The 14,338-nt window shown below is 65.2% G+C and carries 10 protein-coding genes; 5 read left to right on the top strand and 5 right to left on the bottom strand.

From position 1 onward, the window contains the following. Positions 1 to 80 precede the first annotated feature (80 nt). Positions 81 to 971, bottom strand: a complete 891-nt coding sequence (locus tag ACE101_RS13290; RefSeq protein WP_379130057.1) for an alpha/beta hydrolase — start codon at positions 969 to 971, stop codon at positions 81 to 83. Between the two features lie 680 nt (positions 972 to 1,651). Here ACE101_RS13290 and ACE101_RS13285 point away from each other — a divergent pair. Beyond that, entirely contained in the window at positions 1,652 to 3,847 is a 2,196-nt protein-coding gene (locus tag ACE101_RS13285; RefSeq protein WP_379138653.1) for a TonB-dependent siderophore receptor, read from the top strand. Positions 3,848 to 4,031: 184 nt separating this feature from the next. Here ACE101_RS13285 and ACE101_RS13280 read toward each other — a convergent pair whose 3' ends face one another. The 3 genes from ACE101_RS13280 to ACE101_RS13270 form a co-directional block, all read right to left on the bottom strand. Continuing rightward, positions 4,032 to 6,029, bottom strand: coding sequence for a glycosyltransferase family 2 protein (locus tag ACE101_RS13280; protein WP_379130055.1), 1,998 nt, complete (start codon positions 6,027 to 6,029; stop codon positions 4,032 to 4,034). Next, a complete protein-coding gene (locus ACE101_RS13275) occupies positions 6,011 to 7,246 on the bottom strand; it encodes an HlyD family secretion protein (protein WP_379130052.1) in 1,236 nt (411 codons plus the stop codon). The genes ACE101_RS13280 and ACE101_RS13275 overlap by 19 nt, the downstream gene beginning before the upstream one ends. Positions 7,247 to 7,929: 683 nt before the next feature. Then, positions 7,930 to 8,634, bottom strand: coding sequence for a TetR/AcrR family transcriptional regulator (locus ACE101_RS13270; RefSeq protein WP_379130049.1), 705 nt, complete (start codon positions 8,632 to 8,634; stop codon positions 7,930 to 7,932). Positions 8,635 to 8,891: 257 nt separating this feature from the next. Here ACE101_RS13270 and ACE101_RS13265 point away from each other — a divergent pair, with 257 nt between their 5' ends. The 4 genes from ACE101_RS13265 to ACE101_RS13250 are packed head-to-tail and all read left to right on the top strand — an operon-like array spanning position 8,892 to position 12,602. After that, complete coding sequence (locus ACE101_RS13265; RefSeq protein ID WP_379130047.1) at positions 8,892 to 10,145, top strand: FAD binding domain-containing protein; 1,254 nt, start codon at positions 8,892 to 8,894, stop codon at positions 10,143 to 10,145. A gap of 30 nt (positions 10,146 to 10,175) precedes the next feature. Next, positions 10,176 to 10,475 (top strand): DUF485 domain-containing protein, encoded by a 300-nt coding sequence (locus ACE101_RS13260; RefSeq protein WP_379130044.1) that lies wholly within the window; start codon positions 10,176 to 10,178, stop codon positions 10,473 to 10,475. Then, positions 10,472 to 12,139 carry a cation/acetate symporter ActP gene (gene actP / locus ACE101_RS13255; RefSeq protein ID WP_379130041.1) on the top strand — a complete coding sequence of 556 codons (1,668 nt, stop codon included), beginning with the start codon at positions 10,472 to 10,474 and terminating at the stop codon, positions 12,137 to 12,139. The genes ACE101_RS13260 and actP overlap by 4 nt, the downstream gene beginning before the upstream one ends. 34 nt (positions 12,140 to 12,173) lie before the next feature. Beyond that, positions 12,174 to 12,602 carry a cupin domain-containing protein gene (locus ACE101_RS13250; RefSeq protein WP_379130039.1) on the top strand — a complete coding sequence of 143 codons (429 nt, stop codon included), beginning with the start codon at positions 12,174 to 12,176 and terminating at the stop codon, positions 12,600 to 12,602. A 198-nt stretch (positions 12,603 to 12,800) separates the two neighbouring features. Here the strand turns inward: ACE101_RS13250 and scpC are convergent, their stop codons facing one another. Next, positions 12,801 to 14,333, bottom strand: coding sequence for a succinyl-CoA:acetate CoA-transferase ScpC (gene scpC, locus ACE101_RS13245; protein WP_379130036.1), 1,533 nt, complete (start codon positions 14,331 to 14,333; stop codon positions 12,801 to 12,803). Positions 14,334 to 14,338 lie beyond the last annotated feature (5 nt).

Raw genomic sequence — 14,338 nt, 5'->3', positions numbered from 1 at the left:
CGGAGTTTCCGAAACTCAAACTCGTACGTGCAAGTGATAATCACCTCTATGACCATCAGCCTCAGAAATGACTCCGAGTTTCAAGGATTCGCTATCACGCACGATTTCGTCGTTCCAGAAAAAGAGAACGCTACCGCTTCGTTGAGAGCTTCCGGCAGTAATGTCATGTGAGTTCGATTCGGAATGACCTGGAACATGCTCGTGAGCCCAGGGAGCTTGCCGAGTCGGTCCGCCATGAGGCGCGCCAAATCCACCGTGCGGGATTGCTGCAGGCGGGCGAGGCGCTCTTCCCGGTCTGGAGCATCACGCTGAAACGGCGCCAATTCGGCTTCGTAAGTACCTGCCAGCAGCAGCACGTTGGCACATGGGCGCGGCCCCTTCTCGAACTCATCGACGCTCTTCAGCAGCACGGAATCTTCCCAATAGATGCTCGGGCTGGCTGCGATCCAGTGCGAGAAAGCATCGGGAACTTGGGTCAGCGCATAGAGAACGAATAAACCGCCGAAGGAATGGCCAAATAAAGCTTGCCGCGCCCGATCGACCTGACATCGTTGTTCGACCGCGGGCTTCAGCTCGGTCATGATGAAATCGAGGAAAGCCGGGCTGCCGCCGGTTCGAATCGGTGGGCCGCCTGGTTTGTACGGCGGATAGGATCGACCCGGTGGCGGGGTATAGTCCCATGAGCGGCGCATCCCGTCATAGGCGTCCTCCGTTGGATACCCGATCCCGACGATGGCGAACCGCGCGCCGATGCCGGTGCTGCCCGGGTAAGGCGCCTGCACCCGCTCGATGTCGATGGCAGTTCCGGTCACGGCATTGCCGTCGAGCAGATAGAGGATGGGCCAGCCGGCGGCAGGCGCCGGGCCGGGCGGGACGTAGAGCGTGATGCGCCAGGGCGGACGCCCCTGACCGCCGCCGAGATCGAAGCTGGTTGCGCCGGTGAGCTGCGCGGGCTTGTCGAGATTCGTCATCGTCGCGAGGGTCGGCGTTCCGGACAGGAGCCACGTGCCAGCAGAGAGCCCCATGAAGGAGCGCCGCGATAGGATCGCCCCCATCAGGCTGCGCCTCCAGCGATCCGTGGCAACAGGCACGCGCCGCGTCCATCAGGCCGGACGAATACGCCATCGCCTGTACAGGTTGGCGATCCGTAAATTATTTCCCAAGTTTTTACGTCTGCAACCATCGTATCGGTCATATGAGGCATAGTCGCTTGTTGACATTCGGCGCTGTCGAGAGGCCTGCGAGGCGTATAAGGCCACCAGGATGCCGAACGCCGGTGAGACATGAAGCAGGATTCCCGACCATGACCTGACGCGCTGCGCCGGCCGGCCATGGCTGGACTTGAACCTGGATGCCCCGCTCTGGTTTCAACGCCGAGGCGGTGAGTCTCTGCTCCGGCTGCAGACTCCATCGGCTACGGCAGCAGGACGGCGCGCGCCATGGGCGCATATGTCGGCAGGCATTGCAACTCCGAACCTGCTTCTCGATACAACCAATAATCAGTCGGTCTGCAACTGTTGAAAAGGCGTCGATTTCCATATTTTCTCTTTTTATTAATTCCGAAGTGCGCGGTTTTTCTGACAATGTGTCTTGATTTTTGGAGACGGCATGTGCAGGCCATTACGGTCAAGGTTATCACCCCGTGCGTCTCATGCTTCGATCCCGCTGCACCCGGCTCGCCGGTCTTCTCCTCGCGTCCAGCGCTCTGACCGCACCCGTGTGGGCGCAGGACACCACGATCCAACTGGATGAGCTGGTGGTGGAGGGTGCCCGAACCGGCGCGTCCCTCAATGGCACCAACGTTGCGACGAGCCAGAACAGTGCAGCGACCAGTGGCGGCGGGGGCGGACCAAGCGGCGTGACCGGCTATGTCGCGCGAATCAGTCCGACCGCGACCAAGACCAATACCCCTCTGCTCGAAACGCCACAATCGGTGACGGTGGTCACGCGCGAGCAACTGAACGATCGCAACGTGCAGACCGTCAACGAGGCGATTGGATACGTTGCTGGCGTGTCGTCCAACGTGTTCGGCTACGATGCCCGCTACGACTCGTTCTACGTGCGTGGCTTCAGCCTGACCTACAATGGCATTTTCCGGGATGGCCTGCGCCAGCTCGCCTCCGGCCTGACGGTCCCCCGCATCGAGCCCTACGGCATCGAGGCCGCAACCATCCTGCGCGGCCCCGCATCCGGCCTTTACGGCCTGGGCTCCCCGGGCGGCATTCTGGATGTCACCACGAAGCGCCCGGTCTTCACGCCGTTCGGCGAGGTGCAGTTGCAGATCGGCAATTACGACCGCTACCAGGGCAATTTCGACATCGGCGGTCCCGTCGAGGGCACGGACGGCACGGTGGCCTATCGCCTGACCGGGATCCACCGGCAGGCCAACAGCTTCCTGCCGGGTGGAACGGACGATCGTACTTACATCGCGCCAGCCTTCACCTGGAAACCGTCCGCCGATACCACGTTCACATTCCTGAGCGAGTATCAGGATCAGAGGGTTCCGGGGAATTCATCCTTCTACAACGCGCCCGGCTTCGTCATAACCAGACTTTACTCCGGAGACCCTGCATTCGGCGACTACAAGCAGCAACAAGGCCGGATTGGATACGCCTTCGAGCATAGGTTCGACAACGATCTGATCTTCCGTCAGAATTTCCGCTTTTACGATCTGGATACATCCTACCAGTTCACACAGATCGACGCGATCAACCCAGACGCCGCCACCGCCCGCCGGTCGGCGGCCTTTCTCAAGCAGCGCTTGAGCCAAGTGACGCTGGACAACCAGCTCGAAGGCCGGTTCGTGACCGGTCCCGTCGCTCACACCGTGCTGGGCGGCCTCGATTATGCGCATTACGATTTCAGCACACGCAGTGGTTTCGGCGGCGCTCCGGACCTCAACCTCATCACCCTGAATTACGGGCAGCAATTCATCCCGACGCCGGCGCTCGGCGCCCGCAGCTACCAGAAGCAGGACCAGCTCGGCCTCTACCTTCAGGAGCAGGCCAAGCTGGATCGTTTCGTGCTCACGCTGACCGGCCGCTACGATTGGGTGTTCCAGAACAACACGGAGGTGTCCGGTGCGGCCTCACAGCAGAACGATCAGGCGTTCACGGGTCGTGTCGGGCTGAGTTACCTGCTGGCCCCCGGCCTCGCTCCCTATGCGAGCTACGCCACCAACTTCACCCCGCAGCCGGGCACCGATGCCAACGGCCGCGCGTTCCGGCCGGCAACGGGCGATCAGATCGAGGCCGGCGTCAAGTATCTCATTCCTGGAACGAACATCCAGGCGGGGATCGCGGGCTTCGACATCGTCCAGAGCAGCGTGCTGCAGACCGATCCCAACAATCTGGCTTTCCAAGTGGCCACGGGCGCAGTCCGGTCGCGCGGGTTCGAGATGGAAGCCATCGCGAATCTGGCGCCCGGCACAAATCTGACACTGGCCTATACCCATCTGAATGCGCAGTATTTGAAACAGAATGCCTTTGCCGGGCAAACTCTCGAGGGCAATTACTTGTCCGGCATTCCCGGCGACACCTTCACGAGCTTCCTGAGCTATCTGTTTCCGACGGATTCCGTGTTGCGTGGCCTGACCCTGGGCGGTGGCGTTCGCTTCTTCGCGAACAGCTTTGCCGACGACGCGAACACGGTACGCAATCCGGCCGTGACGCTGGTCGATGCGCTGGTGGCCTACGATTTCGGAGCAATCAACCCGAGCTACAAAGGTGTCCGGTTTCAAGTGAACGGCTACAATGTCTTCGACCGCGACTACAAGACCTGTCAGGCAGGTTTCTGCTATCGCGGGGCGCCGGCAACCGTGATCGGCAGCCTGATCTTCCGCTGGTAGAACTGCGCGAGCGGGTTGGGCTCATGACTCGCTCGCCCCGATCCAGCCTCGCCTGGCTCGAACGGTCGGTGGCAAGCTGGGATGATGCCGGTCGCCACGCGCGGGTCCCCGGACGGGGCGGAGGAGCGCCGCCCTCGGCCGCGGCCGAGGGTGATCAGGCAGCCATGATTGGCCAAATCCGACCTCAGGCGGGCGCACGCGTGGTGCGGCCGAACATCCGGGACCACAGGCCGCCCACGATCGCCGATTTATCGAGTTCGTGAATGTCCTGAGAGTATTCTCCTGTATAGAGTTTCACGATCATGCGGTCGCGGCACTCGCCATCCAGCCGATAACTGAACTTCAATGCAAAGCAGCGCTTCTTGAGGCGAGAGACCTTCTCGACCGTGCAGCGCAGATGCGGGAAGCCCTCGATCTCGACGATCACCGGATCTCCCGGCTTGACCCGCGGCTCGACATCGAACTCCGCGATTCCGTCTTCGAGCGACAGGCTGGTGATCGTGCCTGCGAGCGCCGTCGCCTCGAACGCGATCCTCGCCTTCTCGTTGGTCGCGAAGCTGTCGAGGAGAGGCCGCGGCTTCTCGAAGCAGATCAGGGCCGCCACCATCAAGACCAGGATGTTGATGGCGGCCCAATACGCCGAAACCACCGAGAACTCTCCTTCACCGATCCGGGACCACTCGGGAACGATGTTGACGATGAGCCCGAGCGCGGTGACGGCGATCCAGAAGGCGATCGAGAAGAAGGTGTAGGCGTCGAATTCCGATTCTTCGTTGCCCGAGCCCTTGGGTGTCACTCTGAACGGCACGCCGAACGGCTTGATCAGGCTGGAGACGACGACCGGCAGCATGCGGAAGGTGCCGAAGGCCCCCACCGCCGACGACACGAGAGGGAGGTAGCGCGTCGGCGTCAGCCAGCCCATCAACAGGAAATAGGCCAGCAGCACGGGCAGCTGATACCAGACGATGTCGTCGGTGCCTGTGAAGTAGAGCGGAGCGGCGCCGGTCCACAGATAGACGGCCGGGACCACGAGGATCACGAAGCGCACCGTGTACTGGACGAGCCAGGATAGCGGCAGGAACATGAAGCGCTGGAACAGGTTCAGGCCCGGGCCGCGCAGCGGTCCGTTGTGAAGGTAGATCGTCTGGATGCCCCCCCGGCACCAACGGCCGCGCTGCACGAAATAACCTTTCAGGTTCTCGGCCGCGAGGCCCATGGAGAGGCGCTCGTTGAGGTAGCGCGTCTTGTAACCCTTGTTGAGGAGCGCCAGCGTGGTGAGCAGGTCCTCGGTGATCGAGTCGTGCGGGAAGCCGCCGATCGTCTCGATCGCCGACCGCCGGGCAATCGAGCAGGACCCGCAGCAGAAGCTGACATCCCAGGCGTCGCGGCTCGCGGCCATTTCGTCGAAGAACAGCCGCTGCTCGTCCGGCCAGACCTTCTCCAGGCTGAGATTGGATTGAACCGGATCCTTGTTGAAGAAGTGCTGCGGCGTCTGGACGATGCCGATCGTGGTGTCCTCGAAGAACGGGAGCGTGCGACGAAGGAAGTTGCGGTACGGCACGAAATCGGCGTCGAAAATGGCGATGAATTCCCCCGATGAGAACTTCAAGCCATTGTTCATGTTTCCGGCTTTGGCGTGCGAATTGTCGGGCCTGGTGAGGTGCACCGCACCCTTTTGATTGCAATAATCTTTCAGCCAATCGCGCCGTTTATCGTCAAGAACATAGACTTTGAGCTTGTCCTTCGGATAGTCGAGCGCGAGCGCGCCGATGATGGTGCGCTCCAGAACGTCGAGCGGCTCGTTGTAGGTCGGGATGAAGATGTCGACACTGGGCAGCCGTTCGGGATCTTTGGCGAAGAATTTTTGCCCCAGCCGATCGGCCTCCGCGCTTCGGTCCACGTACCGGCTCATGGCGATCAAGAACAGCAGAATGTCCGCAAAAGCACCGACCTCGACAAGAAACACGAACCAAGTCCAGAAAAGTCCGAAGCTCCAATCCATCGGATACGGAAGCACGGTAAAGACGAAGCGCCAGATCATATAACGCACGGCTACCGCAAGAACGAAGGCGCAGGTCAAGGCGCGCGACCACGTCGCCTTGCGGGGCCAGTTCAGTGCGAAGATGAAGAAGAAGGCCGCAACGAGGAGAGTCGGGGCGAGGGCTATGAGATACTGAACCACAGGCTCCTCACCCAATTCACGAGAGGGTATTTCTTGGTCGAGCGTGCGATCCGGACCTGCACGGAGCGCCCGACCTGACAGAAATTCGCGAAGTCGCGCTGCATGTCGTTCGGTTCGAGCGCGACGCGGATGCGCGCAGTCTTGCCGCGACTTTCCGGTGGCACCGCCGCGAGCACCACCTCCTCGACGGCCGCACTCGACCCACGGACGGAGAGAACGGTGCCGCGGATGGTCTGGCTGCCTCCGAGGAGGCGCACCTCGGCAGGCGAGTTCGGCCGGATGCTGTCGTAATCCGCTTCGTTGACGAGAATGTCGACGAACAGGTCCCGGCAATCGAGGAGGCGTGTGAGTTCGTTACCCACGACCACGTTGGATCCGGCCACCACGTTGTTGCGCCAGATCACGCCCTCGAAGGGCACGCGCACCACGGCCGTCGAGAGCTTGTCATTGCGCTCGCTCTCCAACGCGATCTGCCGCTCCAGTTGCTGGATGCGGGCGCGCTCGGCGCGGGCCTGCATCTGCACGTTGGCAAGCTGGATCGCGACCTCGTCCTGGCGCTGCTGGGAATACGGGACGTCATTGCGCCCCTCCCCCACGAAGGTGCCCTTCCGAAGGGCTTCGAGCTGCCGGGTCAGGCGCTCCAAGTCGGCCCTGGCAATCGCCTGCTCGCTCGTTGCCGCGACCAAGGCCGCGCGGGCCTGCTCGACGGAGCTTCCGGCGACGACGCCGGTTGCTCCGAGCGTCGTCTTGCGGGCGAGGTCCGCCTGAGCGGAGATCTGCTGCGCCTGAGCGGCGTTGATCCGCTGCTGACGGATGACGATCTCCTGCTGAACGCCCGTGATGCTGGCCTGCTGATACTCCTTGAGCCGTCCGGCGAGGTCATTCCTGATGGCGGTCAGAGAGGCAATCTGGCCTTCGAGAGCTCGCAACCGCTCCCGGGTGGCGCCGAGATCCGCCTCCAATTGTGCTTCAGCCGTTCGGGCGATCCGCTCGTTTCTGATCCGGTAAAGCGGCTCGCCCTCCGGAACCGGAGTGCCGACTTTCGGAGGCGTTGCCGAGACGACTCCCTCGATCGGCGCCGCGATGATGGTGAAGCGGGCGTTCACCGTCCCATCGAGGCTGGTATAGCCGGTGACGTTCGGCAGGACCGCCAGAACGGCCGCTCCCAGCAGCAGCACTCCGACGAGAATGCGCACCGCCCGGCTATTCCAGAACATGCCTTCCCCCGTCCGCATCTCACGACGCCGTTGATAACAAACGAGGGACCGATTCGTTTCAATGTCTTGCAGCATTTTCATGTAAGAAATCAGGATTTGGCTATGATTTATTTCCATATAAAAGTCGAATGTTCTTGTTTTGGGCGCTTGTGCGTCGTCATGAGGTCTGAATAAGCTTTTAATATTGATTTAGTTGCAGAGGCGCAGCGAACGTGCTTGCCTGCTTTAACATCAAAATACAACTTCAGGTTGTCTCTATGGAATCTCGATGGGCCGGGCCGATGACCGTCATCACAGGTTTCTCGGCTGATCTGTCGTTGCCGAACCGTGATTCCGACCGTCGCCATGTCGGCCGCCACCGCGTGTCGGCACGGCAGTGCTTGTCGGAGTCTGGAACCATCACCGCCCACGTCGTCCAACGACTCTCGGCTTCTTGGAGTTCGCCGTGGATCAACCTCGTGCCGCCTCCCGTCGGGAAGAGGGATGGGTGAACCGCCCCGCGCCTCCCGGAGGCCCCAACTCTCGCGGAGCCATAACGACGGGAAGCGGACCGTCCTCCCCGGAATCCGCGAGCGCGGTTCGGACGGGGCTCGGCCCGGGGCCCGATGCCTGCCCGCCCGCGACAGTCCCCTTGATGTCCCGACACCGACGTGAAGCAGCCTGAGGCTCGGGCCGAAAGCCGGTCACGGCGTCTCCGGAAGCACCGCGGCGATGCCGCCCAACAGGGTCCGGACCTGCGCCGCGATGACGTCGTGCACATTGCCGTCGATCGGCAGGCGGTAGATGAACTGCCGCACGCCGAGATAGAAGATCGATGCGTGCAGGGCCCAGATCATCTCGATCTCGAGGTTCGAGACCGGCACGTCCGCGATCGATGGCCGACGCAGGGCGATCCTGAGTTCCTCGGCGATGCGCTCGAAGACGCGCTCGCGCAGAAGCCGTAAGTACCGGCCGTTGAAGTCGAGTCCCTTCAGGCCGGCAAACATGAACAGGCGCACCCATTCCGGCGTGAGGATGATCTTGGCGTAGCTCTGGTAGAAGCGGATCAGCCGTTCCTCGAGCGGGATTCCACGGTCCGCAATCAGTTGCTCCCAGAACGGATCCCAGCGCCCGACGAAGACCTCTTGGTAGACGCGTTCGATCAACGCGTCCTTGCTGGGGAAGTACCGGTAGAGCAGCGGCTGGGTGATGCCGAGGATCGCTGCCAGCTCGCGCGTCTGGCCTTCGAACCCGTGCTCGGCGAAGAACGTCACGGCGGCCGTGACGATGCTCCGCTCCCGGTCTGCGGATGAGAGCCGGCGAGGCAAGCCGTCCCGAGCCTTCGTTCGCGTTCGCCCGCTCGTGAGCGGCCCTTCGAGGTCGGTCGGTTGGTCCGAGATACGGGGCATGCGCGGCCGGGTGCGGGAGCTTTCGTGTGATCGAACGATAACCAAATTCGCCGCGCCGATCCAATCCCGATCCAGTGCCGAACCCCGCGAGCCGCCACTCGACGCTGATGCGCCCCGTCAGTAGGTTATCGTTCGATAAATAGCGCTTGACATCCTCGCGGGGCGACGCGAGATTTTATCAGCTGATAAAAACGGGTCGGCTCGGCCGCTCGCGACGGCGCGGCGCGGTGATGCGCTCCCGCCGAGGAGGAACGATCATGACATCGGATGGGAGATCGGGCCGCTCGGCGCGCCCGAAGGCGATCATCGTCGGCGGCTCGATGGCCGGCCTCTTCTGTGCGCTGCTCCTCAGGAGGGACGGCTGGGACGTCGACGTGTTCGAGCGCGTCGGGTCGGAGCTGTCCGGCCGCGGGGCCGGCATCGTCACCCATGCGGAATTGTTCGCGATCCTGCAGCGCGCCGGCATCGCCCGCGAGGCGGCGACGGTGGGCGTCTCCGTCGCCGGCCGACGGGTGTTCGGCCCCGACGGCTCGATCGTCGGTGCGCTGCCGCTGCCCCAGATCCTGACGTCGTGGGGCCACCTCTACGGCCTGCTGCGCGCGGCCCTGCCGGCCGAGAGCTATCATCACGGTCGTAGCCTGAACCGGATCGAGGAGCGCGCCGACACGGTCGTCGCTCATTTCGAGAACGGCTCGTCCTCGGCCGGCGATCTGCTGATCGGAGCGGACGGCATCTCGTCGGCCGTGCGGGCGCAGCTCGCGCCGGAGGTCGCGCCGCGCTACGTCGGTTACATCGCCTGGCGCGGTCTCGTCGACGAGGCGGACCTGTCGCCGGGGACGCGCGCGGCCCTCCTTGACCATTTCGCCTTCGCCCTCCCGCCCGGAGAACAGATGCTGGGCTATCCGGTCGCCGGGGCCGGCGAGGCGATGGAGCCGGGGCGGCGGCGCTTCAACTTCGTCTGGTATCGTCCGGCCGCTTCCGACGGGGCCTTGCGCGGCCTGCTGACCGATATCGACGGCATCACGCACGCGCTCTCGATCCCGCCGAACCGCATTCGGCCCGAGGTGACCGCCGCCCTGCGCGAGGATGCCCGTCGCCTGCTCGCGCCTCAATTCGCCGAGGTGGTCGAGAAGACGGCGCAGCCCTTCATCCAGGCCATCCAGGACCTCGAGACGCCCCGGATGGTGCTCGGGCGCCGCGTCGTCATCCTCGGAGACGCCGCCTTCGTGGCGCGGCCCCATGTCGGGATGGGCGTGACCAAGGCGGCCGGCGACGCCCAGGCTCTCGTGACCGCGCTCCGCCGGCATCCGGGCGATCCCGATCAGGCCCTGCCGGCCTTCGAGACCGAACGCCTGCGCTACGGCGCCGCCGTGATCCGGCGCGCCCGCGAACTCGGCGCGTACATGCAGGCGCAGATCCTGACCGACGAGGAGCGGGCGCTGGCCGAACGGCACCGCCATCCCGAAGCCGTGATGGCGGAGACCGCCGTCGCGACCGGCATCGCCGCCTGATCCTGCGACTTCGATACCAGGGAGGACGCCGTGAACCACGCGCGCATATCGAGCCATCCGGCCTACCGACGCCTCTGCTTCGAACGCAGCTGTCTCGGGGGATCCCTCGCCGTCGTGATGGCGGCGGCCTACTTCGCCTACATCCTGACGGTCGCCTTCCGGCCGGATCTTCTCGGAACGCCGATCCGGAATGGATCGGTGGCGACCTGGGGCATTCTCGTCGGCGCCGCGCTCCTCGGCTTCGGCTTCGTGCTGACCGCGATCTACGTGCTCGTCGCCAACACCCGCCTCGACGGCCTCAGCCGGCGCCTGCAGGAGGATCTGCGATGAGCCGCCTGCGTCTCCTCGCCGCCGCCGCGGCGGCGAGCCTCGTCACGGGAGCGGCCTCGGCCGACGCGCTGACGGGGCCGGTGGCGCGCCAAGCCCTGAACCCGATGGCGATCGCCATGTTCCTGGGTTTCGTCGCGGTCACCCTGGTCATCACGGTCCGGGCGGCGCGCCGCGGCACGAAGACCGCCAGCGACTACTACGCCGCCGGTGGCGGCCTGAGCGGCTTCCAGAACGGGCTCGCCATCGCGGGCGACTACACGTCGGCGGCGACCTTCCTGGGCGTCACCGCGTTGATCTACACCTCGGGCTACGATGGCATGATCTACGCGATCGGCTTCCTCGTCGGCTTCCCGATGATCCTGTTCCTCATCGCCGAGCCGTTGCGCAATCTCGGCCGCTTCACCTTCGCGGACGTGGCCGCCTACCGGCTGTCGGAAGTCCCCGTGCGGCTGGTTGCCGGTCTCAACACGCTCGTGATCGTGCTGTTCTACCTGATCGCCCAGATGGTCGGGGCCGGCAAGCTGATCGAACTGCTGTTCGGGCTGCCCTACGCGGCGGCGGTCGCGCTCGTCGGCATGCTGATGATGGCGTACGTCGCTTTCGGCGGCATGCGCGCGACCACCTGGGTGCAGATCATCAAGGCGGTGCTGCTGCTGACGGGATCCGCCCTGATGTCGGCTCTGATCCTCGCCCGCTTCGGCTTCAGCCCGGAGGCCCTCTTCGCCCGTGCGGTCGCGGCCCATCCCAAGGGGCAGGCCATCATGGCGCCCGGCGGGCTGGTCAAGGATCCGGTTTCCGCGGTCTCGCTGGGGCTGGCCCTGATCTTCGGCACGGCCGGGCTGCCGCACATCCTGATGCGCTTCTTCACCGTGGCCGACGCTCGCCAGGCGCGGTTCTCGGTGCTGGTCGCGACCGGGTTCATCACCGTGTTCTACACGCTGCTGTTCGTGCTCGGCTTCGGCGCGGTCGCGCTGGTGCTCGGAGACCCGACCTACGCGACGGCGGCGGGCGGGGTGATCGGCGGCCCCAACATGGTCGCGCTGCATCTCGCCGACAAGCTCGGCGGCCCCGTCCTGCTCGGCTTCATCTCGGCGGTCGCCTTCGCGACGATCCTGGCCGTCGTCTCGGGATTGACCATCGCGGGTGCCTCGGCGGCGAGCCACGATCTCTATGCCCGCGTCCTTCGCCGGGGCCGCACGAGCGAGCAGGCGGAGATCCGCGTCTCCAAGGCCGCCGCGGTCGTGATCAGCCTGGCGGCGATGGGACTCGGCATCCTGTTCGAGAACCAGAACATCGCCTTCATGGTCGGCCTCGTCTTCGCCATCGCGGCGAGCGCGAACTTCCCCGTGATCCTGCTGTCCGTGTCCTGGCGCGGCCTCACGACCCGCGGCGCCGTCTCCGGCTCCCTCGCGGGCTTGGCCTCGGCCCTCGTTCTGGTCGCGCTGAGCCCCAGCGTGTGGAGCGTGACCCTGAAGCTCGGGCCTGCTCCCTTCCCGTACGACAATCCGGCCCTGTTCTCGGTCCCGCTCGCCTTCCTGACCTCCTGGACCGTGTCGCGGCTCGACCGGAGCAACGCCGCGGCGGCCGTCCGCGCGGCTTTCGAGGCGCAGCACGTGACAGCCCAGACCGGCTTCGATCGGCCGGCAGCCGCCGCCCTGCATTGAACCGCCCTGCATTGAACCGAGGAGAACACGCATCATGGCAAAGCGGATCATCGCGCACTGGCCGGCGCCGCCGGCCGACTGGCCGGAGCATCTGCGCCGGGATTTCGTCGACGGCGCGGGCCGCGGACAGGTCGGCAGCCGCCTGGTGTCGGAGACCGAGCGTGTCCGGGTCTGGGCGCTGAGCTTGAAGCCCGGCGAGCGGATCGGCTTCCACAGCCATGTCCTCGACTACTTCTGGACGGCCGTCACCGGAGGGAGAGCACGCTCGCATTATGCCGATGGCCGGATCGTCGAGGTCTCGTATGAGCCCGGCGATACCAAGCATCATAGCTTCCCGGCCGGTGAGTTCATGATCCACGATCTGGAGAACATCGGCGAGACCGAGCTGATCTTCACGACGGTCGAGTTCCTCGACGGCGCGAACGCGCCGCTGGCCATGCCCGACGCCGCCAGGAGAGACTGAGCGGGCCGCGCGAATCCGCCCGGGGCGGACCCGGCGCGGGGACGACGAAGCGGGCAACCCAATGGTCGTTTCGTCAGCCGCCGGCCATCGGGCGGTCCTCATCCGACGGAAAACGCGGAGCGAAGGCGGCGCGGCCGAGGAGCGATCGCGCGGGTGGGCACCGTGCTCCCCGCCGCGAGCCGAGGCTTCGGGGAGATGTCAGCTGCGGTTGCCGGCGGGTCGCATCGACCCCTGCTCCATGAAGCGCTGGTGCCACGACAAAGCCTCCCCGGGCAGAGACGGCGCGTGCAGGCCGTAGGCGCCGCGCCGTGCCCGGGCGTAATAATCCTCCAAGAGCGGCCGGTAGTCGGGATGCGCGCAGCGCGCCAGGATCAGATCCGCCCGCTGCTTCGGGGACAGCCCCCGCAGATCCGCCAAGCCCTGCTCGGTCACGAGGACGTGGACGTCCTGCGCGATGTGATCGACGTGGGAGACCTGCGGCACGATGGCCGAGATGGTGCCGCCCTTGGCCGTGGACGGTGTCAGGAAGATCGACAGGAAGGCGTTGCGGGCGAAATCGCCGGAGCCGCCGATGCCGTTCTGGATGCGCGACCCCATGACGTGCGTGGAGTTCACGTTGCCGTAGATGTCGGCCTCGATGAGCCCGTTCATGGCGATGCAGCCGAGGCGCCGGACCACCTCCGGGTGATTGCTGATCTCCTGCGGGCGCAGGATCATCCGGTCGCGGAAAAGGGCCATCTCGGCGTTCAGCCGCGTCGCGGCCGCTGGACTGAGCGAGAAGGCGGTCGCGGAGGCGACGCGCAGCTTGCCGGCCGCGAGCAGATCCAGCATGCCGTCCTGGATCACCTCCGTGTAGGCTGTCAGCCCCTCGAAGGGGCCGTGCAGGAGCCCCGAGAGCACCGCGTTCGCGACGTTGCCGACGCCCGACTGGATCGGCAGCAGCGAGTCGGGCAGGCGGCCCCGAGCGACCTCGTGCCGGAGGAATTCCAAGAGATGGCCGGCGATGCTCCGTGCGACGTCGTCGGGGGCCGCGAAGGGAAGATTGCGGTCGGGCGAGTCGGTCTCGACGATGGCGACGATCTTGTCGGGGTCGCACCGGAAGGTCGGCTCGCCGATGCGGTCCTCCGGCCGCAGCAGCGGGATCGGCACCCGGTGGGGGGGCAGTGCCGTGCCGTAATAGATGTCGTGCATGCCCTCCAGCGCCGCGCTCTGCCAGCGGTTCACCTCCAGGATCACCTGACGTGCCCGGTCGAGCCACGTCTTGTTGTTCCCGACCGATGAGGACGGAACCAGGGAGCCGTCGGGCCGAATGCCCGAGATCTCGATCACGGCCGTATCCAGCTCGCCCAGGAAGCCCTGCCACGCCATCGGCGCCACTTGGCTCAGATGGAGGTCCGCATAGTCCATCTCGCCGCGGTTGATCCTCTCGCGGGCCACCGGGTCCGAGTTGTAGGGCAGGCGCAGGGAGATGCCGTCGGCCCGGGCCAGCGCTCCGTCGAGTTCCGGACCGGTCGAGGCCCCCGTCCAGACGCAGACGCGGAACGGGGTCCCCCGTTCCCGGGCGGCCTCGATCCGCCGGGCGAGTGCGAGCGGCACGGCCTTCGGGTATCCCGATCCCGTGAACCCGCTCATGCCCACCGTGCTGCCCGAAGCGATCAGGCTGGCGGCATGCTCCGCGCTCGTCACCTTGGCGAGGAGGGCTGCGTTCCTGATACGGCCGTTCTGTCCCATGTTCC

The organism is Methylobacterium carpenticola, assembly GCF_042748905.1.
In the GTDB taxonomy this organism is placed as follows: Bacteria; Pseudomonadota; Alphaproteobacteria; order Rhizobiales; family Beijerinckiaceae; genus Methylobacterium; species Methylobacterium carpenticola.
The sequence above is the reverse complement of the archived record's forward strand: the minus strand, read 5'-3'. Positions and strand labels throughout refer to the sequence as shown.

Coding starts and splice junctions, on each gene's coding strand:
- ACE101_RS13285 (WP_379138653.1), top strand. CDS start 1,652: ATGCTTCGATCCCGCTGCACCCGGCTCGCCGGTCTTCTCCTCGCGTCC.
- actP (WP_379130041.1), top strand. CDS start 10,472: ATGAGCCGCCTGCGTCTCCTCGCCGCCGCCGCGGCGGCGAGCCTCGTC.
- ACE101_RS13290 (WP_379130057.1), bottom strand. CDS start 971: ATGACGAATCTCGACAAGCCCGCGCAGCTCACCGGCGCAACCAGCTTC.
- ACE101_RS13275 (WP_379130052.1), bottom strand. CDS start 7,246: ATGTTCTGGAATAGCCGGGCGGTGCGCATTCTCGTCGGAGTGCTGCTG.
- ACE101_RS13265 (WP_379130047.1), top strand. CDS start 8,892: ATGACATCGGATGGGAGATCGGGCCGCTCGGCGCGCCCGAAGGCGATC.
- ACE101_RS13270 (WP_379130049.1), bottom strand. CDS start 8,634: ATGCCCCGTATCTCGGACCAACCGACCGACCTCGAAGGGCCGCTCACG.
- ACE101_RS13250 (WP_379130039.1), top strand. CDS start 12,174: ATGGCAAAGCGGATCATCGCGCACTGGCCGGCGCCGCCGGCCGACTGG.
- scpC (WP_379130036.1), bottom strand. CDS start 14,333: ATGGGACAGAACGGCCGTATCAGGAACGCAGCCCTCCTCGCCAAGGTG.